The sequence below is a fragment of the Methylohalomonas lacus genome (assembly GCF_024808875.1).
GTDB lineage: Bacteria > Pseudomonadota > Gammaproteobacteria > Methylohalomonadales > Methylohalomonadaceae > Methylohalomonas > Methylohalomonas lacus.
The window spans coordinates 71,682-94,239 of the sequence record NZ_JANUCT010000001.1 but is presented as its reverse complement, the minus strand read 5'-3'; the positions used below and the strand labels follow the sequence as shown (position 1 = coordinate 94,239).

The 22,558-nt window shown below is 56.8% G+C and carries 18 protein-coding genes; 4 read left to right on the top strand and 14 right to left on the bottom strand.

Annotation, left to right across the window (positions count from 1 at the left end):
- Positions 1–44: 44 nt before the first annotated feature.
- The 6 genes from ispE to J2T55_RS00405 form a co-directional block, all read right to left on the bottom strand.
- Positions 45–905, bottom strand: coding sequence for a 4-(cytidine 5'-diphospho)-2-C-methyl-D-erythritol kinase (gene ispE / locus J2T55_RS00430; RefSeq protein WP_259053416.1), 861 nt, complete (start codon positions 903–905; stop codon positions 45–47).
- Positions 898–1,515, bottom strand: coding sequence for a lipoprotein insertase outer membrane protein LolB (gene lolB, locus J2T55_RS00425; RefSeq protein ID WP_259053414.1), 618 nt, complete (start codon positions 1,513–1,515; stop codon positions 898–900). Before lolB ends, ispE begins: the two co-directional genes overlap by 8 nt.
- Positions 1,516–1,698: 183 nt before the next feature.
- Positions 1,699–4,908, bottom strand: a complete 3,210-nt coding sequence (locus J2T55_RS00420; protein WP_259053412.1) for an N-6 DNA methylase — start codon at positions 4,906–4,908, stop codon at positions 1,699–1,701.
- On the bottom strand, positions 4,905–7,004 hold the full coding sequence (locus tag J2T55_RS00415; protein ID WP_259053410.1) for an Eco57I restriction-modification methylase domain-containing protein: 2,100 nt from the start codon (positions 7,002–7,004) through the stop codon (positions 4,905–4,907). Before J2T55_RS00415 ends, J2T55_RS00420 begins: the two co-directional genes overlap by 4 nt.
- Complete coding sequence (locus J2T55_RS00410) at positions 6,991–8,826, bottom strand: DNA methyltransferase (protein ID WP_259053408.1); 1,836 nt, start codon at positions 8,824–8,826, stop codon at positions 6,991–6,993. Before J2T55_RS00410 ends, J2T55_RS00415 begins: the two co-directional genes overlap by 14 nt.
- A gap of 181 nt (positions 8,827–9,007) precedes the next feature.
- Positions 9,008–9,916 (bottom strand): hypothetical protein, encoded by a 909-nt coding sequence (locus tag J2T55_RS00405; protein WP_259053405.1) that lies wholly within the window; start codon positions 9,914–9,916, stop codon positions 9,008–9,010.
- An 817-nt stretch (positions 9,917–10,733) separates the two neighbouring features.
- Here J2T55_RS00405 and J2T55_RS13215 point away from each other — a divergent pair.
- Complete coding sequence (locus J2T55_RS13215; protein WP_407660008.1) at positions 10,734–10,922, top strand: SEL1-like repeat protein; 189 nt, start codon at positions 10,734–10,736, stop codon at positions 10,920–10,922.
- Between the two features lie 322 nt (positions 10,923–11,244).
- Here J2T55_RS13215 and J2T55_RS00400 read toward each other — a convergent pair whose 3' ends face one another.
- The 8 genes from J2T55_RS00400 to J2T55_RS00365 form a co-directional block, all read right to left on the bottom strand.
- Entirely contained in the window at positions 11,245–11,451 is a 207-nt protein-coding gene (locus J2T55_RS00400) for a hypothetical protein (protein ID WP_259053403.1), read from the bottom strand.
- Between the two features lie 2 nt (positions 11,452–11,453).
- Positions 11,454–11,852, bottom strand: coding sequence for a DUF5681 domain-containing protein (locus J2T55_RS00395; RefSeq protein ID WP_259053400.1), 399 nt, complete (start codon positions 11,850–11,852; stop codon positions 11,454–11,456).
- Positions 11,853–12,227: 375 nt separating this feature from the next.
- Positions 12,228–13,574, bottom strand: a complete 1,347-nt coding sequence (locus J2T55_RS00390; protein WP_259053397.1) for a replicative DNA helicase — start codon at positions 13,572–13,574, stop codon at positions 12,228–12,230.
- Positions 13,567–14,250, bottom strand: a complete 684-nt coding sequence (locus tag J2T55_RS00385; protein ID WP_259053395.1) for a hypothetical protein — start codon at positions 14,248–14,250, stop codon at positions 13,567–13,569. Before J2T55_RS00385 ends, J2T55_RS00390 begins: the two co-directional genes overlap by 8 nt.
- A 261-nt stretch (positions 14,251–14,511) precedes the next feature.
- Positions 14,512–14,712 (bottom strand): helix-turn-helix transcriptional regulator, encoded by a 201-nt coding sequence (locus J2T55_RS00380; protein ID WP_259053393.1) that lies wholly within the window; start codon positions 14,710–14,712, stop codon positions 14,512–14,514.
- A gap of 82 nt (positions 14,713–14,794) precedes the next feature.
- The gene (locus J2T55_RS00375; RefSeq protein ID WP_259053391.1) at positions 14,795–15,814 is read right to left on the bottom strand and encodes a hypothetical protein; all 1,020 of its coding nucleotides are present in this window, start codon (positions 15,812–15,814) and stop codon (positions 14,795–14,797) included.
- 26 nt (positions 15,815–15,840) lie between these two features.
- Positions 15,841–17,070 (bottom strand): tyrosine-type recombinase/integrase, encoded by a 1,230-nt coding sequence (locus J2T55_RS00370; RefSeq protein ID WP_259053389.1) that lies wholly within the window; start codon positions 17,068–17,070, stop codon positions 15,841–15,843.
- A 167-nt stretch (positions 17,071–17,237) separates the two neighbouring features.
- The gene (locus J2T55_RS00365; RefSeq protein ID WP_259053386.1) at positions 17,238–18,992 is read right to left on the bottom strand and encodes a tetratricopeptide repeat protein; all 1,755 of its coding nucleotides are present in this window, start codon (positions 18,990–18,992) and stop codon (positions 17,238–17,240) included.
- Positions 18,993–19,204: 212 nt separating this feature from the next.
- On the opposite strand from J2T55_RS00365, the gene hemA reads away from it, so the two are divergent.
- The 3 genes from hemA to prmC all read left to right on the top strand — a co-directional run bounded on the left by hemA (position 19,205) and on the right by prmC (position 22,528).
- Entirely contained in the window at positions 19,205–20,470 is a 1,266-nt protein-coding gene (hemA, locus tag J2T55_RS00360; RefSeq protein ID WP_259053383.1) for a glutamyl-tRNA reductase, read from the top strand.
- 97 nt (positions 20,471–20,567) lie between these two features.
- Positions 20,568–21,668 carry a peptide chain release factor 1 gene (gene prfA / locus J2T55_RS00355; protein WP_259053380.1) on the top strand — a complete coding sequence of 367 codons (1,101 nt, stop codon included), beginning with the start codon at positions 20,568–20,570 and terminating at the stop codon, positions 21,666–21,668.
- A 14-nt stretch (positions 21,669–21,682) separates the two neighbouring features.
- Positions 21,683–22,528: a peptide chain release factor N(5)-glutamine methyltransferase gene (gene prmC, locus J2T55_RS00350; protein WP_259053376.1), complete on the top strand. Its 846-nt coding sequence runs from the start codon at positions 21,683–21,685 to the stop codon at positions 22,526–22,528.
- The last annotated feature ends 30 nt before the right edge of the window (positions 22,529–22,558 follow it).

The window sequence follows — 22,558 nt, the reverse complement described above, 5'->3', positions numbered from 1 at the left end:
TCAGCTTATTCACTTGTCAAAGCATAGCCTTGACGGTGCGGATTCTAACGCACTTCCTGCTGCAACCGCGCGCGTAATGGCGACTCATTCAATCCGCGACAGACGAAGCCCTGCCAGCGGCTGGGTAACTGCGCCGCCACAGCTGCCGCCGCCGCGCGATCCGGAAATGGCGCGAACAGGCAGGCACCGGTGCCGGTCAGGCGCGCCGGAGCGAATTGCTGCAGCCAGTCCAGCGCCTCGGCCACCGGTGCGAACAGCGTCCGGACGACGGCCTCGCAGTCATTGCGGCTGTCTTCCGGGGCCCTTAAAAAGTCGCGTATTGTCGTGGGCGGGGTATTGCGTGTCAAATCAGCGGCGGCAAACACTTGGCCGGTGGCAACTTCGCAGTCCGGCCGGATAACCAGGAACCAGGGCTCATCGATATCGATAGGCTGTAGCTGCTCGCCGACGCCCTCGGCCCAGGCGGCCCGGCCGTGCACGAACACCGGTACGTCGGCACCCAGCTCGAGCCCGATCGCGGCCAGCTGATCGGGCAACAGATCCAGTGCCCACAGGTGATTGAGCGCCACCAGCGTCGTCGCGCAATCAGAGCTGCCGCCACCGAGGCCGCCGCCAAGCGGCAGGATCTTGTCGATACGGATGTCGACGCCACGCCGGCAGCCGGTCTCGGCCTGCAGCCGGCACGCAGCGCGCACGCACAGATCGGAATCCGGCGCGACCCCGGCGAGCGGGTTCAGGTGCCGGATTTCAGCATCGTCCCGCGGCGTGAAATACAGCTCATCGCAGGCGTCGACGAACTGGAACACGGTCTGCAGCTCGTGCATGCCGTCATGCCGCCGGCCGGTGATGTGCAAAAAGCGGTTGAGCTTGGCCGGCGCCGGCCACGGCCGCTGTTGCTCAGGCATCCGGTTGTTCCCAGGACTGCACGACCAGCCGCACTTCGACCGTGTCGTTATGCACCGTCAGTTTGCGCGGCAGGGTTCGCCCCAGAGCTTCGGTATAGTCGGCGATCTCCAGCTGCCAGCCCATCTGTTCAAGATAGCGCAGGCGGCCCTCGGTATCCGGTTCAGCCGCGCTGATGTCACCGCCCCGGGCCGGCAGGCCGCGCGCCCAGTAGGCCAGCGCCTCGACCGGCACCGACCAGCCGAGCCGTTCGCGCATCAGGCTTTCGGCATTGTCGGCGGTATAGCGCCGGTTGTCGCTGTCGACCAGCGTGATCGTGTTGCCGTAACTGCCGGACAGTTCAATCGTCCCCTGGCCCAGCGGTGCGATGACTCGCAGGCGAAAATCATCGGTGTTCTGACGCCAGTGCAGGGTTGCGCTCCAGCTATCGGCCTCGGTGCGCAGGGCGATACGCCCCTTGAGAAACCAGTTATCCAGCGACACCACCTTATCGGCGTGCAGGCGCCAGACGTTACCGCTGAAATCCTGCTTTTCCGGCGGCGGCGTGGTGGCGCAGGCACACAGCAGCAACGCCGGCAGCAGCGCCAGCCAGACCCTGAATGGCCGGCTCACGGATTGAACTGATGAAAAATATTTAACTATTTGTTTTATATGCAAAATATTAAACTATAATATTTATAGCTACTCGTGTAGCTACATAATCTGCGGTATTGTCGGAAGCAGTAAATAGGGGCCTGACTTAAAGTATATTTACCCAAATTGTAATAATCTCTCATCAGTTTAAGCTCGCATGACCTACCCCATCGCCGTATTGATGCCGAGTATAGTGCCGCAAAGCCTGTCGAGCTCATGAAAGCTCACGTTGCCGGCAAGATGCTCGCGTAGTTTTCGGCGGCGCACTGAGAGCGAGCGGTTGGGATCGCTAATATAGGCGTCGCCTGCCGCGATGACCTCGGCATCCGCCGCTACCGTTCGCGCAGCAGCCGCAACGGCGCGGTGATCATCGCTCGAAGCATCATAAGGCGGCATCAGATGGTAAGGCAAAGTATGGATATGGCGAGGACCGAAATCGCCTTCGGGATTGAACGGCAGTATAGCTTCGGTGAGCGCGGTGCTGTTGAGAATACCGGTCCTGAACCAAGCATCGTCCTCACCGGCCACAATCTGCCAGTAGAGCGTCTGATCTATAACCAGCCTAGCCGCTTCATCGATCGGAAGACACGCGGCGCAAATATACTTGCCACCGGCACCTGAGATCACAATGAATCCCTCATCGCCGAATTTCTGGAGCGAAAGCTTGCGCCGAAAATCGATCCGTTGCGCAAGCGTGCTGCCGCCAATCGTAGCGAGCTTCTTGTCAATCTGCGTGAAGCGGCGCGCTGTCTGCGTGAAACCCATGCGGCGAATATCGGCGGGTTCGTAAATCTGCCACGTACCATGATCGTCACGGCAAGCCGGGATAGCTACTGGGGCACGATGCCGCCCCAGCCTAAACGGAAGTAAATTTTCCGACTGAGCCAGTCGATGAATGAAACAGGAGGCGACATGACCCGGAAATCGCTCTCCCTTCAGCTCCTTCGCCTGCTTGACGGTAAAACCCCACTCCGATCCAGTTTGTGGTGTATTGACACGATACTCTTGACCGGTCTCGTTCAGGATTTCGATGCAAACGGCGCTCCGGGGCATAATGTCAGCACCCTGCCGGGAGACTTCATCCCCGCCCGCTGCTGCGGCCGGCATGCCATCGCTTTCAAGAACCCAGGCCGTCCGCGCCTTGTTAATTTGGCGTATGGCAAAGTCTACGGGTTCGACCCGGTCGGGGTATGTGACAGACGCGACTCCGGGCGGGTTGTCTGCGGCGGCCACATTCTTTTCCTTTTTTCCAATTAGCGCCGCGCCTGGATATTTGAAGGTGCCTGGCGCAACCTGCCAGACTTCGGTAACGGAGAAAGCCACCGGGCGGTCGCTCCCGATGTAACCGCGCTGTCGAAAGCGTTCATGGTGATTCCCGTTCAGAATCGTACCGGGAACAAGGCACGCCACAGCGGCTCCCGATTTAAGATACCGGTCGACAGCGTGCAGCAGGTGCATCGTCCCCAGTTCAAGATGGAGAAAAGACTGGCCGCTCGGTCTCACGCCGTAGAGACCCGCACGCCGCGAAAGCATGTCGCGGTAAGGATTTTCGGCAAGGGCGCTCATGGCAAGCCAGGGCGGGTTTGAAACCAAGCCGTTGAACTGCCCTACGAGTAGGCCGGGCCTGTATGTATTGCGGAGAATGAAGGCCCATATGCCATTCCGTCCAGCATCGGCGAGTTTTTTCATCCGGCTGGCAAGCGCCAGCACCGCATCCGCGGCTGGCTCCCTGAGTTCAGCAGATAGGGTGACATAGGACGCGGCAGCTGCCGTATCGAGCGTGGTCCTCGCATCCTCCGCCGTTGGCGGGGCGCCGCCCTGCTGCGCCTCATCGTAAGCCCAGTCAATTAGGGCATCGAACAGTTCGCGGTATTCCGGCTGGATGAGACCGGCAGGCAACTGTACGGTTTCGTCGTCGAGCGTGATGTTAATGGCCTCGCTCTCACCAAGCATGGGAAGCGACGCCGAAACCGGCGTGACGGCAAATAGGGAATCCGCGTGATAGACAGGGATTGTCACCGGTGCGGCAGCGGCGTTGATCTCGTCGGCCAGCGTGATCACCCACGTAGTCTTCGCGAACGCCACCGCAAGCGGATCGATGTCGAATCCTGTTGCAACTATCCCGAGACGGGCAATGTCGTCATAGCCGTAGCGCTCCTTCGCGGCTTTAATTACCTCGGCGATTATCGCACCGGAACCGCAGCACATATCGACGATCTCCGGGGATTCCCCGCTTGGCACATTGTCCAGACAACGCTCGACAAGATGGCGAGCCAGCCAGGAAGGTGTCCATTCCTGCCCAAGAAGCTTGCGCTGGCTGCGGCGGGCGAGTTGCACCATAAGGCGTCCGAACAGATCTTCTTCTGCCCGCCAGCTAAAATCATAGGCGTACAGATCGCGCTGAATTTCACGGGCAACCGGAAGGAAACCGCCAATATGCGTGGGTTCGGCAATCCAGCCGAAATAGTCTTTTTCGACGAGATTATTAAGTTGGTATGTTTCCCGGAAAAATGCACCGTTTAGTATTGCCTTCAGCTCATCGTCATCGCTCAAAATTGCAAAGCCCGCAAGGGCGTTAGCGCTTAAAAGGCGTGCCAATATATTGAGATAGACTTCATCGACATACGGGGCGATGCGAAAGGCTCCCCCTTCGCCCTCTAGATGATCGACAAAATGCGACCAGAGATCAGACGCGAGCGCGATTGACGTGTCGGCTTCGCGACCAGTGCGGACCAGTTCGGTAAATGCCTCGACATTGCGCCTGTAAGCGGGACTGTCGAGCCCGAGATCGAAGGCGAGATTATCGGCAATTAGGGGCCGGGACTGCTCGCGCGCGAGATGTCGGCGTAGAAAGAGCGTGAGTCTTTCGGCAGTCGGCTCGTCATCCGCCTCCGGTTCAAAGGTCTCGACTTCGACAAGCTGGATGTGGTCGAGGGTACAGGCTTCGGACTCTACGCCCGGAACAAGGACGACATCGTAAGCATACCAGTCGACGGTATCCGAGAGGATGCCGCGCACCTGGGATACGGGAGTCCCGCGACGGATGAGGCCGGCTGCATGTTCTTTGACCTGCCGGTAACCTTCTTCACGCTTTGCTGCGATCCGCAGGTCCGCCTCGTACTCGATCGTGGTCGAACCGATCAGATTATCGATGAACCGGTCAGCCGCCACACCTCCCGCAACTCCGACTCTCGTGTGCGCTTCGGTACCTTCACCGTAGTGATTGATCCAGCTCTCATCTTCCATGTCCGGAAATATACGGCGCAACCGAGACTGGAATTCGCTGCGCAGGACGGCTTCCACAACCCCTTTCTGCCGCAGGGCGCGGCAGCGTGCGATTGCTTCGCGAGCCTGATAGAGATCTGTTCTCATGCTGCACCTCGCTGGCGCTCCGCGCCCAGTGCAGCACGGCGTTCGTTCAGGTGTTCTGCGAAAGCGTCGATATCAGCAGCGGAAGCCTTGTTCCCTAATACCGCATACAGAACGATCCGGTCGCACAGCTGTGGGTCCTGAGGCCCATCTCCAGCATCGTTCAGCTTGGCGATTGATTCCGGATCAAGATATGGAACTGGCATTGTGCGAAGATGGACAGCTTCAAGTTTAAGCGCGCCGCCGCCAAGTGGGGTTCCGGTAGCCTCCATCACGGCACGGCACCACGTGCTGTTCAGTAGTACGGCTAGCCCTGCAGCCGTCCACTCGTCAGCCTCGGTCCAGAAGGTCGAAAAGTTGGCGTCAATAAGGATGGCCGGACTGGAATTGGCGTAAACTTGGGGAACATCATGAATGATGCGCGGTACGAATGCCTGTGGCAGATGGCGAGGCTTGAAGTCGGGGAGCATGTACCAGAAGCGCGGCAAAGTGCCTCCGCGGCCGGAGCGGACATTCGTCCGGACCGCCGATAGCTCTTGGACCCGCTTCTCCTGCGTGCCGTTTCCGACTGGCGTCTCGCCCGCCTCACGGACATGTGCGGCCAGTTCGTCGGGCATAACTGCCGGTAGTTGGTCGGTGTGCAGGAATTGAAGCTCGGCATATTCACGCACCTTGTCCATGTCTTCGGGTAGGACAATGTCACGAAGAACGAGAACACGGGTGGTGGGAAGCATGCCGTTTCGCCATGCTTCAAGATCAGCCTGACGGTGCATTACCGGGATCAGTGCGCTGGCAGGTATCGGCATGACACGCCCTCCGCCAAATATCGGGTCGGTCTCGATGCGCATCACGTCGTTTTCATCGCCGATTAGTTTGACATAGAAGAACCGGTTGCAGCCCGTTCGTAGCCCCTGGCCGGCGTGTATACCGACCGCATTGAGAGGGCGGAGCGCGTGCCAGTCAAATGATGGCGGTAAGAGGTCGCGCAACGCTTCGGGCACAGACACCACACTTGGATAGGATTGAACAGTGGTGGAAACAGCTGTACCAGCCCGCTCTAATGACTTCATCCAGGGACGTGTGCCAGCTTGTGCCCGCAATGCAGTCCATTCTTCTTCAAGAGAAAATACGCGGGGCCGTATTCCTCGAACGTCAGGCCGGCCGGCAGTGCGGCACCAAGCTGCGAAATCCTCTTCCGGCTGCCGACCGGGAAATGCGCCGCCCAAAAGAGATTCCGGGCATCCAGCCTCCGGGGCAACCTGTACCCACTGAGCTCCGGGCCAATTCTGGCGTGCACTCAGGGGTTCGGCCACTTCGGCATCTGACAGGCGACGCGCTATTATGAGATGTGTGCGGACGAGCGCATCGGAAAACCAGCCCTGCTGCGTATCCTCAACAACTAGCTCCAGCCGAAAGCTGCGGAGCATCAGGTAACGGATAACGTCGGCATAGGCGCGGGATCGCCATGTTGCAGGCACAACGAGCGCGAGGGTACCTTCCGGCTTGACTAGCAGCGCGCTTAGCAGCCATGATGGCACAGAAAGATCGGCAAGCCCTGAATAGCCGTCAGTCAGCGCCCCCCAAACCTCTTGCGCGGCGCCGGACAGACATTGCTCGACAATGTTAGACAGCCCGGACCGAATCTTTGCCACACGGCCATTGAGGACCTGATAGCGCACATAGGGCGGATTGGTGATCACCAGATCGTAGCCGGTATCCGGCAATTTCTCGTGCGTGGCCGGCAGAAAAACATCTCCGCAGGAGGTGCAGGGTGTATATTCGGTTCCAACGGCCACTCGCCGCAGCCTTTTCTCGCACAATGCCGCAGTGGCGTTGTCGACCTCGATTGCATCCAGACGTAGCAGCCGCGTTCCACGCACGATAGCCGTTTCACTAGCGGCATCTAGAAGGTCGCCACTTCCGGCCATGGGATCGAGAATGCATTGCGTTTCGGCGTCAACCGCAAGCGCGGCGAGAACACGCCCTAGCGGCATGCCAGTAAAAAACTGGCCAAGCTCCTTCCGCTGCGACGCCGGCAGAGCCTTTTCAAAGGCGCGTGCCTCGCTTCTGATGGCTTTGTCCGCTTCAATCTTCAGCACTACCGGTTGCCTTTGCCGAATGGTGTGTATCGTGCCAGTGATAGAAATCGTCGGCATCAAATGGCACCTTCTGGTGTTTCGTCAGAAAGTGGCCCACGAGCCGCGAATAAAGCCGCTGCGGAGTCCGCTCTGACGGATCGAGTGTGAGAGCGGCGTCGCTGAGTTTCGCGGCAATGGTCCAGACGCATTCAGGCGTCGTCTCTTCGGCCGCAGGGTCTTTCCCGAGGAGCAATACCGGATCACCGCGCACGGCGCCCGATGATGTGACCTGTTTAAAGCTGCCCTGTGTCTTGTTGAGAACGCCGGCGCATTCCACGTTCAATCCCGCATCACTATAGGCGGCCTGGAGGGCATTCCATACATCTGCCGATGCGGAGTGGAACACGAGTGTCGCCTGCCCATGTGGCTTTAGAATACGCCGCACTTCTGAAAGAGCAGTGGTAAAAAGCTCTTGGTATTCCTTCAGGGTTTTCCGCTGGCTGTTGCTTACAATAATCTCTTCCGCACGGTTGGTGTAATCACCCAGCCACGCTTCATTGATGAAACTGATTTCTGCATAGGGGATGTTGCCCCCGAACGGGGGGTCGGTGAAGACGTAGTCAATACTGCCATCGGGCAGGTCTACAGCACAGCTCGATGCCTGAAGAACCTCAACCTTGCCGGAACGTCCGTGAACGACTGAAAACGCCTCCGCTATTGTCTTGAGTTTGCGCTGCAGGCCGGCGAATAGGTTTTTTTCGACCGGCAGGCCACTGACATAGAGAACACCCGGCTGTGCGCTCGTAACTACAAGGTCTTTCTGCCCCGACTTTGCAACTACGCGCGTCATAATAGTCGCATGCGCCGCATTGTAGCTGAGAAGCCAAAACCGTAGAGCATCGCGCAATCCGCTATCATAGTCTTCGGTCAACTCCCAGAGCCGCGCGAACACAATCAAATTCCGGCGAGTATAGAAGTGATGCAGGTGGGTAATGCCTTCATGGTACCCCCTCCGATGAAGATCACCCCAAGGAATAAATACGTTCGGCACGCAATCCGGTATAGGCTCGTCTGCGATGCGGTCCAGCAAAGCCAGGTCCGCTTTGGTGGGCGAACGCGACCACCGTGTTTTACCTGTAACGCCGTAAATGCGCGCGAGCTTTCGTGCCCGGCGTTCCGTCCCATCGCCGGTCACATCGTCCGCGACGGTTTCAATAAGCCTCTCAACTTGGTCAAATTTGCTTTGGTGGTCGCAGTATGGGCAGTGAAACGCGGACTCGATTCTCGCCGGCTCAAGTGAAACGCAAGCATCCCACATAGTCACTTTACGCTGGCAGGCCGGACACCGCAGCAAGTCGCTCCAGACCGCATGACGCAGCGCCCCCTTGTTGCCATCAGGGTCAATGGCTTCATACATCCAGCCGGTATCCCGTTCGGCCTGATTCAAAATCCTATTTGCAGCCTCTCGGAACGATTGGGTGTCAGGAGGGCGGGTCAGCGTCTTCCCGATAAATGCACCCAGCACCCCAAGCTCGTAGAGAACAGCGTTTCGCGCGCCCCACTCAACCTGGAGGCCGAGCCTGTCTGCCTCGGCACGCAGCTCATTGGAAGGATTTTCACATAGCAAAGCTGCAAGGCCAGTGGTGCCGCTGCCCGCAAACCCATCGAACACGATGTCACCTGGTTTTGTGTGCGAGGCGATGTATAGAGCGATGGCTTCCGGGGATATTTTGGTTGGATAAGGAAACGCTCCATACAGTGGACCGGTGCGTTTGGCAGGAAGCGCACGCTCATAGAGAGCGTCGAGGCCCGGCCTGTTTGTCGCCTTACTGCCGCGTTTCATTGATCCTCCTCGTAAGCATTTGATTTCCCCAAGCTGCGGGCCGACCTTTCAACCTTTTGCGATACACGCAACGGCAGGACAGGTTCGGCCTCATGCCGGTGGTTGTCGAGATATTTGTCGATAGCGCGGCGCACCACCCAAGACACGGATATGTCGTTCTTTTATATTTGCCTACTGACACTTAGGTATCACCGTGCGAATCCAAATCTAAATTAATCTGCCTAGCAGCCTTTTTATGCTCTATAACTCGTTCTACTTCATATTCAGTTTTGAGGTCTGAGCCAGTTATGTATTGTCGTTTCCGAACTTCGCATATCAATACATCGCCTTTAGTGAAAGATTCCAAACCATGCTCTACCCTATAAATAAAGTCTTCGTCCTTGATTGAGGCCGTTATGGTTGTATTACCGTCATAAAGTCTCCATTTATTATCTTCTTTGAAAGCTACAGATAATATGGAGTAAGCGCCTTTCTCAATTTCATCTAAAATTTCTTCGTCTTCTGCCTGTGGGGCATCAAAATAGTCAGCTTCTTTTTTTTCAATAAAAGCTATCGCTTTCCCCTCCTGCTTTACTTCTAATGAATCTATCCCCTCCTTTTTTAGGGGGGAAATTGTTTTTTCTAACGCATTTCTTACGCCTAAATCTTGATACAGACGTAACAGCTTGAGTGGGACATCATATGTCTGTCCATCGACCTGGATCCGGACAGTATGATCGTCAACCCTTTCAGCTTTTGGAGGTTTTTTGCCTTTAAGTAATTTCGCTAAACCAATCAACCCCCATGTAGCACCTACTCCGCCCCAAATAAGGTCATTGAGGTTGATTGCAGAATTGACTAGATCACTAGTTAGGAAATCTTTGACCTGACTTAAAAAAGCCAGATCAAGGAGCATATTTATTTCAAAGCAGCCAGGCGCAGTAGTATCTACGTGCAACTTTACCGTTGCATTATCACCGTTCAGGACTCTATTAGCTTCATCTACTAACGACCCGATAGATAGTAAAGCGGGGGCTAAGTCCCGCACGTCCATCGTGTTGTTCTTAACTCTGTCGCCGTTATAGACGACTGTGAAATTCGCAGTTGTCACTAATCCCCCCTGTAGTGAGTCAACCTATCTAGTAGATGTTAGTATTTGCTAACTCTATATGTGGTGGATTGGCTTGAGGGTTGTAATTTATTGATCTAAGATCGATTTTTGGCGGTCACCGCTCTCTGTTTGTTGGCTCCGGAGGCTCCGTTCTGAGCATTGCCACGGCCCGATGCAGGAATGGGCCTGAATCGGAGTGGTAGCTTATTCTGCCGAACAATGGAGACTTGCCATGTATCGCAAAGAGAAAAGCGTGTTTGTTCACGCATACACTCGTAAGCGGTTTGGGCAAAAAGAGCGTGTGCGCCAACACTTCCGCTCTTCGCCTAACTGCTAATAAGTAGTGGTACTGGGCGGTGGCCGCCTCTACATGATGTGCAGATAGTAGTCATACAACCTCCAGTTGTAAATCCCAATCTTGTCCACGATCTCAAGAAGTTACGCGATCTAATTACAGTAACTCCTTGATTATAGGATCAAACTAATTGCCTCACTGGCTTAAAAATTTTTCCTCATATAAACGGTTTTGTGACGAAGGATACATACTGCAATGCAACATCTTTACATAGCCGATGGGATAACCGCGAAAAATGGATGATTTAGTTATTTCTTCTTGTGCAAGCATCGAAGAAAGGCCAGCCAAGCATGGTTGCCGAGGTTACGCCAACGTGTCTTCGACAATGGGCAGTCGAGAGTCATCCTGCGGCCCAGTTGACCCTGTTTAAGCATTACCGCGACGGCGGCGGTGTCCCCATGGGTCTCCAATCAAACAGGCATCTACTTATCTCAGGCGGCCTCAAACGGCCATACACGGGCCATGTGGCTACTGGCTTATGCGTACCAATTCGGCCGCTGGGGCTTCCCTCAAAACGATACAGTGGCGATACACTGGTATGAGCAATTAGCAGCCCAATGGAAGCGGGAGGCCGAACGGGGAGAGTCGGAGGCACAATCGACGTTGAAGGTGCTGCGCGAATTTGCCAGAGTATCTGGCAAGGGAACATAATTCCAGATAGTAACCCGTTCACGGAATAAAACTCCGGCTATGACCGACGCGGAATCAAAACACCAAGTACAAAGTTTGCAAGAACTGCTAGATAGTCTGCCGACGATCCCACCGGATGAGCGGGAACGACGCGAACAAGCTGCACGGAATCTCCGGACTCGGTTAATCCAGATCCCCTGGTACGCCGAACAGGACAGAAAAGACGGGATGGAATTTTGGCGAAAGCTGCATGCCAGTGCAGTATTGTCAGATGGTCTTAATTATAGGCAGCGCAAATAACGGGGTACACACATTGGCCATATTGGCGATGTTGCTATCCCAGTCATAATTCTTCTCCGGTTTCGTGTTCAGGGGCAACGCATGGCGGACCAATATCTCGTTTCGCCGCGATTTCTCTCAAGGCTACCTTGATGGGATCGTAACCGTGTTTCATTTGAAATTCCCTTACGGCGCGTTTTATCGGATCAGGCTCGTTCGATTGCGTGCGCATACGCTCTTCAACCCTGTTGATACGGTTTTGTTTACGCATGATTATTCTAACCTCTTTTCTAATTCTACCAGTCGCCGTTCAATCTCATCCATTTCGCGAATATGGGTATGTGATGACATTGCCGCCAGTATTTTTGAAGCCTGCTCAGGCGTCAGGTCGCCACTGGATAGCAGATTGACTACGGATTCAGATTTGTCTGTTACGGTCTCTCCCGCTATCTCCACATTGAGCGCTTTATCCACAGGCTTCAGTGGCGGCATAAGCCGATCGAGACATAGCTTTAATGCCGTGGTGTCACCGTCCATGGCGAGCTCCACAGCTTTTTCCACCAGGTCATTGGAATACGGTTCCAAAAGCCCTTTAAGTCGCGTTCGCTTGTCTTTAGCGCCTTTAGGCTTACCTGATGGATTACCCGACTCCCCTTTCTTGAATTTAGGCATGCCCTGATAATTTCCTGAAAATTACAGGCTTCAGCGGAAAAGCCGATCAAGATCGATACTGGGGGCGTTGTCGCTCATTGGCATATCTGATGCGGACAGCCATTTTATTTCTGGTTCCTCGCCCACGACGTCCTCGATATGCTCCAGCATATTGCGACTAGTCACGGTGTCGCCACACGCAATTTTTCCAATGTCATGAAATTTAGCGGCAAGCCAGTGATTGCACCGGGCTTTAAAAAAAACCGTTAAACTTGTGTGCCCTTGCCGAGCCGGGCAACAGCCAGCCAGTAGTGGCTATTTGCGAACAAAGATAGGTTACAATTGTCTTGTTCATTATTATTCTCGTTATGTTGTTGTCTGTGATTCATCAAAAGATCAGTAGTTGATATTGACTGGATCCTCAAAACGTTGGTACTGGCCGTTGAATACGAATCCCTGCTTCCAGCCCTTGTGACCAAGTCGCCATTTTAGAATGCCGAGCTCAACGTCTTTCTTCTTACGGTCATCCTCGTCAGCGGAATGCACGGCAAATATGCCGTCTGCGTCCTGCTCGAGATTTCCTGAGTCGCGAAGATCGGACATGCGTGGTCGGCGGCTCTCCTTCTCCAGCGCGCGAGATAGCTGACATACCGCGATGATCGGCATATCCAGGCTCTTGCAGAGTTTCTTAAGTGTCCGGGAAACGCCGCCCAGCTGGTCGTTGCGCGTGTTAAAGCCCTGAGCCTCAACGAGACCGATGTGATCGACAACAGCGAAGTCGATGTCGTGGTCGCGTTTCCACTTGCTGATCTGCGCGACAATGCCGTCAAGACTGAACGTATCGGTATCCACGAAGATATTGTAATGCGCCATCTGGTGGGCCTCCAGCTGGCGGTCGACCTCTTTTCTGGCATCCTCGTCGCCGCGCACGAGCTGCCCGAAATCGATACTGAAACGATTCGCGAATGACCGTAATGCCAGCTCGCCCTGGCTCATTTCCAGTGAACAGATACCGCACTTCATGCCCTTGGCGGCATTGTGCATCGCCATCTGCTGCACCAGGGCAGTCTTGCCGAGGGATGGTCGGCCGCAGACAAATACCAGGCGCGGGCCGTAAATGCCGACGATAGCGTCATCGAACCGCGGCAGGCCGAACTGCATACCCTGATGACCACCGGCCTTACAGATATTCTCGGCCTCTTCAAGCGTTGCCAACCCCTCAGAGACCAGGTCCATCCACGTCGACGATCGCTTGGTCCAGCGTTCGGAGAGCGAGTCTATTTTCTGCTGGTGGATGGCAATAATTTCGTCAATGCTGTGACCTTCCGGGTTAAACGCCATACCGGCAGCGTCATATCCCGCATCGATCAGGCGCCTGGCTGTGGCCTTGTCGCGGATAATTTTGGCGTAGTAGGCAACATTCGCAGCACTCGGCACGTTTTCGCACAGGGCTGCCAGATAGTCATGGCCACCGGCATCATCAAGCTTGCCAACGCGATCCAGTTCCTCGGCCAGCGTCACCATGTCAACCGGATCGCCCGCTAGCATCTTGGCCGCCATAGCGGCATAAATCAGCCGGTGATCCTTGCGGTAAAAATCATCGCTATGCAGTATGCCGGCCACTTCATGCCATGAACCTGGTGATACGAGAAGGCCGCCAAGAACAGACTGTTCCGACAGCAGTGAGTGCGGCGGTATTTTGAGGGCATCCCCCGAGCGATCTCGTGTAAGCAGGTCAGTCAAGGATCACGTCCTCTGATTGCCCGCCCTGGGTCTGGTATTCGTCCTCCCAGCCACAAGCGTTCAGCCACGTCGCCGGATACGGTATGAACTGGCCGTTGTCTTTCTGCCAGTCAAACGAGTTCCTGGCCTGCTGCAGCCCAGCCATAATTTGCTGGAACAACTGCTCACCTGGTCCGATCTTGTTCCAGGCTTTCCGAGCTTGACCCTTGGATCGCTTTCTAGGGTAGGCAGACCAGAATTCATCAAAGCGTTTTTGCGCAAGATCTTTGTCTTGATCTGTGTCTGTATCTGTATCTGTATCTGGGGCGTTACCGGAACGTTTCATGTCTGTTTCTGGAACGTTTTCTGATTCCTTTGATTTCCTATACTTACGAACCCTTTCGGTTGAATTGTCGCTGAGAAATTGGCGCTTGTTCCAGGCTTTTGGTTGCCACTTATCATCGATCAGGTCCACTTCCATGAGTCGCCGTTTCGCCTCATCCCTGACAGCGTTATCCAGTCCCAGGGCCTTGCCGATAATTCGATCCTTCGCTGGCTTAGCGATGTTACGATCAAGCACGCCATTGCACTTCTGACAGAGCAAGATCACATAGTGGCGCTGATCCTCGAAGGCTAGGGACTGGATCACCGGGTCGGCCGCGAATTCAGCGTATAGCCGAAACCATGGCAAGCTCATTATCTCCCCCTCATCTCTTGGAAAGCGATAAGGGCACGACAGTCCTCGACCAGGGTACCGTCATACATGCTGTCGAGGATCTTTCCGAACATTAGTGGCACTCCCGCAGCTGCTCTAGGACACTGACCTTCTTGTCCCAATTGACGCATTTGGGGCATAACCCACGGTGGTCTAGCTCACGTTTTGTGTCGCGGCACTGGATGCACCGGGCATTGCACGGTGCACTTCGGCCGTGCCGATTAAGAGGGATAATACGAGCCGTCATGCAGCGTCAGACCGAGACTCTTGAATGCGGTCTTGTACCCACTGGTCGACTTCGCTCGCTATCCATGCAACTCGATTTGGGCCGATGCGTATTGGGGACGGGAAAGCCCCTTCTGAGATACGCTCGTAGAGCGAGGAACGAGACAGTCCGGTGATCTTCAAGACCTCCGGCCGCCGTATTAATCTTTCGCTTGCCATTCTGCGACATCCTTCCGATTGAATCTGGGAAGGACTATAGGCGGGAAAAATACTTAAGTCATTGATTTTCCTTTCTAAATAATTAGCCGTAAATAGTTAGAAAAGCTGTTTTTGTCTCTACTTTGCCCTTCTTATCAGTTTCGGATTTATTAATCGCCAATTGTGGGGGCAACCATATGTTACTTATCCCTCGACATGGTGTTAGCCGGTAGCACGATGGGGCGTCAGCCAGCGCACATAGTTCCTTTCTGGTTATATTCTTTGGCTCAGGCTTAATTTCTTCATTTTCTGTATCAAGGCGAGTTATTAACTCTTTACGCTCGTTACGCTCGGCCCCATGAAAAAGAGAGGGATGTTTTTTTTGAAAATCATAATAAGCATTCTTAACAGTAGAAAATGATACATTCTTTTCCTTGGCGACCTCTTTAAACATTGCTTCAATATTTGTCTTCTCTTCAGAACCATCATTAAGCGCTGACTTTTTTCCACTTAAGATTTTTAAAATTACCGTAGCGGCATAGGAATCACGCAGAACATCGACTGTAGACTGGGTGGAGGTGGAGCCTGTCTTATCCCGAGTCAAATTAAATGCCCGGTCTAATGACTCGACGTTTCTGTCAAGAAATTTACCAATTGAATCCTGTATAAAGTCAACTACTATCTGGGAGCATTCAGGATCGCCAATATTTGCTTCACGAAATATTGTTAAAATTAATTCTAATGCAGACTTATCCCCACCCTTCGCAGCTTTCACTTGTTCCAATAAATATTCATCAGGGCCTTTTTCTATATGACTCCACGGATCTTCTATATCGTTAACATTTCTTAATTCATCAACCTCTTTGTCTAAATTTTCTTGGTGTCCTTCATCCCATAGCCGCTGGCGAAGATAGCTGCAAGGAAATGGTATATAACCCGCCTTTACACGCTTTTTAACATCGCTAATTATAAGATCCCGCTCATCGTCAAGACTATTTGTATTCCATATATCTTTGGCTTTAGCTCTATTAGCTTGTCTATCTGTAGGCAGCGCTGCCCAGAACTCATCAAACATCGAGACTGCCTCTGAGGCTTTGGTGGTTTTTCTTTGTTTATTTGTCATGCAATTATCCGCTACTAATACTTAAATTAGGCAGACGCTGACTGTCCCTGGGCCAACGAAACCACATTGAATGCCTGCCCACTTTCCAAAGCCTGCAGCAGGCTTGTATAAAGCTCGAGGGCTTGTCGCCGCTCGTCGAAATAATCGTGCTGGTTATAAACCCGATCGAGGCCCTCAATCTTGTGGTTCAGGCAGCGTTCAGCCACGTCGCGGCTGATACCAAGCGCAGCTAGATGGGTGCGAGCGGTCCTGCGCAGATCGTGAATCGTAAAATAGGGCAGCGCCCCGTCTGCCTTTCTGAGAGTGGCCCGCAACGTCTGTTCCTTGAGGTGTGTCTTGTTGCGTCGCCGCCGTGCTGGCAGCACATAAAGACTCTCTCCAGCGTATGGCTTCAAGGCTTCAAACCACTCGATCACCTTCGGCACCAGGGGGATATCGATGGCTTCGCCTGTCTTTGTATGCTCGGCAGGGATATGCCAGACCCCGTTTTCGAGGTCGATATCTGACCACTCTGCCTTAACCATCTCGCCGACGCGGACACAGGTAGCCAGAATGATTTTCAGCGCTAGGCGGTCGGCGGCGTGTATGTCGGTCTCATTCAATGCCTTAAGGAATTTGCCCAGCTCATCCTTGGACAGGGCGCGGGTCCTGGCCTTTTCCTTGCCGCCGGCAGCGGCCGCCGTGATCTCCGCACAGGGGTTTTTGTCCAGATACCGGCGGCTGACCCCGTAGCGGAACAACTGCTTGAGTAGCCGCAGGGCGTGGTTGGCCTGGGTAGGTGAGCCGCGGTCAACGATCCGATCCAGCAGATTGATGATCTGCCGGTCTGTTACCTCCCGGGCGGAATACTTACCGAGAGTGGGGATAACATCCTTCTTCAGCATCCGCCTGGCGTATTCAGGCCGTTTCCGCTCCTTCTCTACGACCCGGCGCATGAACTCGTCGCAGAGATCTTTCACTGTCCCCGCGGTCCGGTGGGATGCCTTCTGTATCTGCTTTTCCTTGCCGACGTCGGTCCCGGCGGCAATTCTCACCCGGGCCTTGCTGGCTTCCTCACGAGCCATCTTGAGCGTCATGTCGGGATATCGCCCGAGGGTCATTTCCTTCTGGCGGCCCCCGAAACGGTACCGGAGCACCCATGAGGCCGTGCCTTTGGCTGACAGCGTGAAGGTGAGGCCGTCACCATCGGCAACGCCGGCAACCGGTTTGCCGGCCTTCACAATGGCTCTGAGGCGAGTATCTGAGAGTTTGCCCATAGTCGGCGCCTGTGTAGCTGGTTCAGGAAGCTACTTATGTAGCTACACACAGTATACCGGCTTTGGCTGGACTGTACAGGAACGTTAAGGACAATAACTAACTGTTATTGCAGGACATTTTTACTGCGTCTGGAATCGCCCGGAACGGCAGGGACATATATTGAGATTCACGGATTGAAACGCTGGATGACATCCTGCAGCCGCTCGTCATCGGGCGTCGACTGCAGTGCGGTTTCCCAGACCTCGCGCGCGGCATCGCGTTCCCCCTTGACCCACAGCACCTCGCCGAGATGTGCGGCCACTTCCGGGTCGTTACGCAATTCCAGCGCCCGGCGCAGATAGCGCTCGGCCGCGTCCAGCTTGCCCATGCGGTACAGCACCCAGCCCATGCTGTCGACGATGTAGAAGTCGTTCGGACTGATTTCCAGTGCCCGCTCGATCAGCTCGCGCGCCTCCTCGAGCCGGTCGGTGCGATCGGCGAGCGTGTAGCCGAGCGCGTTCAGTGCCTGGGCGTGGTCCGGGTCCTGCTCGATGATGGCGCGCAGGTCGCGCTCCAGCAGTTCGAGCTTGTCCATTTTCTCGGCCAGCATGGCCCGGCCGTAGAGCAGATCGGTGTTGCCGGCATCCTTTTCCAGCGCTTCGTTGTAAACCGCCAGTGCCTCGTCGTAGCGCTTTTCCTGCATGAAGATTTCGGCTTCGGCCTGCGCCAGCAGCACGCGTTCACGTTCGCCGCTGGCGTCAATGGCATTGAGCCGGGCCAGCGCTGCCGCAACCCGGCCCTGCTTGTGTTCAATCAGCGCCGAGCGAATCTTCGCGTCGATGGCATTGTCACCGCTGTCGACGTCGTCGTAATAACCGGCGGCTTCATCCAGATCGCCGCGTTGTTCGGCAATGCGGCCGAGATAGTAGCGCGCTTCCGGCTTGCGCTGGCCGATCTCGACCAACTGGCGGAAATGCTCCTCGGCATCGGCCAGTCGATCCGATTGCAGCGACAGCAGTCCAAGTGCGTAGAGCACGTCGACATTTTCCGGCGCTTTCTCCAGCAATGCCTGAAATTCCTCGCGCGCGGCCGCGAAGCGTTGCGCATCGGTCAGCAGCCGGGCGTACATCAGGTGCAGGTTGAAGTTATCCTCGTAGCTGTCCAGATTCTCTTCAAACCACTCGATCGCGCGCTGCTTCTCGCCGCTTTTCTGCAGCACCGAGATGTAGTTCATGGCCGCGTTAAGGTTGTCCGGCTGCAGTTCGAGCAACTGCGCCAGCAGGCTTTCGGCGCGTTCCAGATCGTTGACGCGCACGGCCAGGTGGGCATAGGCGAACAGCGCATCCGGATTATCGCGGTAGTCGGCCACCAGCCGCTCCATGACGGCCAGGGTGGTTTCGCGATTGTCCTCGCGGCTGAGCATGTTCGCGATCAGCCACAGCTTCTGGCCCGGCGCGCCACTGCCTGAATTGAGAATCGCCTCGAGGTGCGCGACGGCACTGTCGACATCGCCGGCGCGAATGGCGACGGCGGCCAGGACCTGATGGGCATCGCTGTTGTCCGGCTCGACCTCCAGCCAGAGTTCGGCGATATCGGCGGCGGCGGCATCGTCACGCGCATAGACGGCGATGCGGATGGCGCGCTCGATGACGGCCGGGTCACGGCTGCTGCGGGCAATGTCGCGGTAGTTTTCTACCGCCAGGTCGAGCTTTTCGCGCTGACCGGCGATCTCGGCCACCAGCAACTTGTAAAGGGTCTCCGAATCCAGCCCCTGAACGGGTCTGTCGCTGGCTGCCGCCGTACGCACCGACATGCCATCCAGTTCACTGGGAGGCGCTTCGGCGGCCTTCTCCGCCGGCTGCAGGGCGCAGCCCGTGGCCAGGAACAGGGCGGCAGCGGGCCCGCAACAACGCAGGAAGTGGCGGTGCTTGATAACGTTCATAACTTGCAGTCTTGTCCTGATTACAGTTCGCGCACGACACGATTTTACACACTTGGCCGCCAACCGTATCAGTCATGGTGGCCGGAAATATATAATCGAGCCTAACAGCAGACCGTCACCCGGCGCGCGTGTTCCGGGACGTTATCGGGACAACTTGTATAAAATGTTGTCATCACCGAAAATTTCAGTTGTCCAGACAGGATCCTGACCTGATGTCTCTCCTTGCCGTTGGCCTGAATCACAATACCGCACCGGTGGCGCTGCGCGAGCGCGTCAACATCGGTCCCGAAGCCGTGCCCGAAGCACTGGCCGGGCTGCGTGCGGCCAGCGGCGCCGAGGAAGCGGCGATCCTGTCGACCTGCAACCGTACCGAGGTCTACTGCGCACTGGGCGATGGTGATCCGGCCGCGGTGGTCGACTGGTTCCAGAGCTATCACCAGTTGCCGGATCAACAGATCCGGCCGCACCTGTACAGCCATCCGAACGCCAGCGCGGTCAAGCACATGATGCGTGTCGCCAGCGGCCTCGATTCCATGGTCGTCGGCGAACCCCAGGTGCTGGGCCAGATGAAGTCCGCCTACGACACCGCCCTGCAGGCCGGCGCCATCGGCAACCTGCTCAATCGCCTGTTCCAGCACAGCTTTTCGGTGGCCAAGGAAGTTCGCTCACGCACCGCGGTCGGCCACCACCCGGTATCGGTAGCCTTCGCCGCGGTGCGTCTGGCGCAGCACATTTTCGGCGACCTGCGCGGCTACACCGCCCTGCTGCTCGGCGCCGGCGAAACCATCGAACTGACCGCCCGCCACCTGCACAAGAACGGTCTTGGTCGCCTGGTGGTCGCCAACCGCAACCTGGCGCGTGCCCAGGATCTGGCCGCCGATTACAGTGGCTACGCCATCAGCCTCACCGATCTGCCGCAGCATCTGGCCGAGGCCGACATCATTATCGGCTCCACCTCCAGCCCCATGCCGCTCATCGACCTGGCACAGATGCAGGCCGCCATCCAGACCCGCAAGCACCGGCCGGTGTTCATCGTCGACATGGCGGTGCCGCGTGACATCGATCCGGCCGTCGGCGATCTCAACGACGTCTACCTGTATTCCGTGGACGACCTGCGCGAAGTCATCGAGGAAAACCTGCGCAACCGTCACGAGGCCGCACTGGAGGCCGAGGAGATCATCAACGACCAGGTCATCACCTTCATGGACTGGATGCTGTCGCGCGATGCGGTCAGCACGATCCGCGCCCTGCGCGGCCAGGCGTGGATGGTGCAGCAGGAAGCGGTCGACAATGCGCGGCGCAAGCTCAGCCAGGGCGCAGATCCCGAACGCCTGCTGAACGAGGTCACGCGCGCGCTGACCAACAAGCTGCTGCACCTGCCCACCACCCAGCTGCGCGACGCCAGCGCCCGCGGCCGCGACGATCTGCTGCAGGCCGTGCAGGAACTCTACGACCTGAAGAACCACAAGCAGCGTTAGCACGGTTGCCTGTTGTCAGGCACCGCCCCCGGCACGTTTCTCTGTTAAGCCGCGTTTTCCCTATAAGCCATACGCATTCATTACAGGCCCGAAATTCATGCTCCAGGACAGTCTTCACACCAAGCTCGAACACCTCAGCGAACGCCTGCAGGAAATCGAGGGCCTGCTGGCCGAACCGGACGTGCTCGCCGACCAGAACCGCTTCCGTGAACTGTCGCGCGAATACGCCGGCATCAAGCCAATCGTCGGCTGTTACCAGCGCTACCACGATACCCTGGCGGCGATCGAGTCGGCCCGCGAGATGGCCGCGGATCCGGATCGCGAGATTCGCAGCATGGCCGCGGACGAGCTCGAAACCGCCGAGACCCGGGCGGAAGAACTGGAAAACGAGCTCAAGATACTGCTGTTGCCGCGCGACCCGGCCGACGACGGCAACGTATTCCTGGAAATCCGCGCCGGCACCGGCGGTGACGAGGCGGCACTGTTCGCCGGCGATCTGGCGCGCATGTACCTGCAATACGCCGAACAGCGCGGCTGGCAGACGGAAATCATCAGTTCGGCCGAGAGCGAGGCCGGCGGCTACAAGGAAATCATCATCCGCATCATCGGCCAGGGCGCCTATTCACGGCTGAAGTTCGAGTCCGGTGCCCACCGTGTGCAGCGGGTACCGGCTACCGAGTCACAGGGCCGCATTCACACCTCGGCCTGCACGGTGGCGGTGCTGCCGGAAGTCGAATCGGTCGACGAGGAAGATATTGAAATCAACCCGAGCGACCTGCGCATCGATACCTTCCGCGCCTCCGGCGCCGGCGGCCAGCACGTCAACAAGACCGATTCGGCCATTCGCATCACGCACCTGCCCTCCGGCATCGTCGTGGAAAGCCAGTCGGAACGCTCGCAGCACAAAAACCGCGCCCAGGCGATGAGCTTCCTGCACGCCAAGCTGTTCAACGCCGAACGTGACAAGCAACTCAACGAACAGTCGGAGGCGCGCCGCCTACTGGTCGGCAGCGGTGATCGCTCGGAGCGTATCCGCACCTACAATTTTCCCCAGGGCCGCATCACCGACCACCGCATCAACCTGACTCTGTACAAGCTGGAAAACTTCATACAGGGCGATCTCGACAGCATCATCGACCCGCTCATCAGCGAATACCAGGCCGATCAGCTGGCGGCGCTGGGCCAGCAACAGGGCTGACCGCGACAGGCGTCATGACAACGAGCACCCTTGACCTGAGCATACGTGCACTGCTTGAGCGCGCCGGCAGCCGCGTGCCGACGCGGCTCGACGCCGAGCTGTTGCTCGCCCACGTGCTCGGCGAAACACGCAGCAGCCTTTACGCGCACCCGCAGCGCCGCCTGCAGCCGCAACAGGCCGCCGCCTTCGAACAGCTGCTGGCACGGCGCAGTAACGGTGAGCCGCTCGCCTACCTGACCGGTGAACGCGAGTTCTGGTCGCTGGCCCTGACAGTCACGCCAGCGACCCTGGTACCGCGCCCGGAAACCGAACTGCTGGTGGAACGCGCGCTGGCGCTGATGCCGACCGAAGCGGCCGTGTGCGTCGCCGATCTCGGCACCGGCAGCGGTGCTATCGCCATCGCGCTGGCGCGCGAGCGTCCGCACGCGCACATCAGCGCCACCGACAGCAGCGCCGCGGCTCTGGCCGTCGCCCGCGACAACGCCCGGCGTCACGACTGCGGCCATATTGTTTTTCGCCAGGGCGACTGGTTAGAGGCGCTGGCCGACGAGCGCTGCGACCTGATTGTCGCCAACCCGCCCTACGTCGCCGCCGGCGATCCGGCGCTGGCCGGTGACGGCGTCCGCTTCGAACCGCGCGGCGCCCTAGCTGCCGGCAGCGACGGTCTCGACGATCTGCGCACGATTATTGCCACGGCCGGCCGGCACCTGAACGCCGGCGGCTGGCTGTTGCTGGAACACGGCCACGACCAGGCCACCGCCGTCAGCACACTGCTGCAACAGCACGGTTTCGAGCGCATCGACTGCTGGCATGACGCCGCCGGCCAGCCGCGCGTCAGCGGCGGCCGGCATGATCACTGAACAGCAGCCTGGCGCGGCGGCCACGCCGTT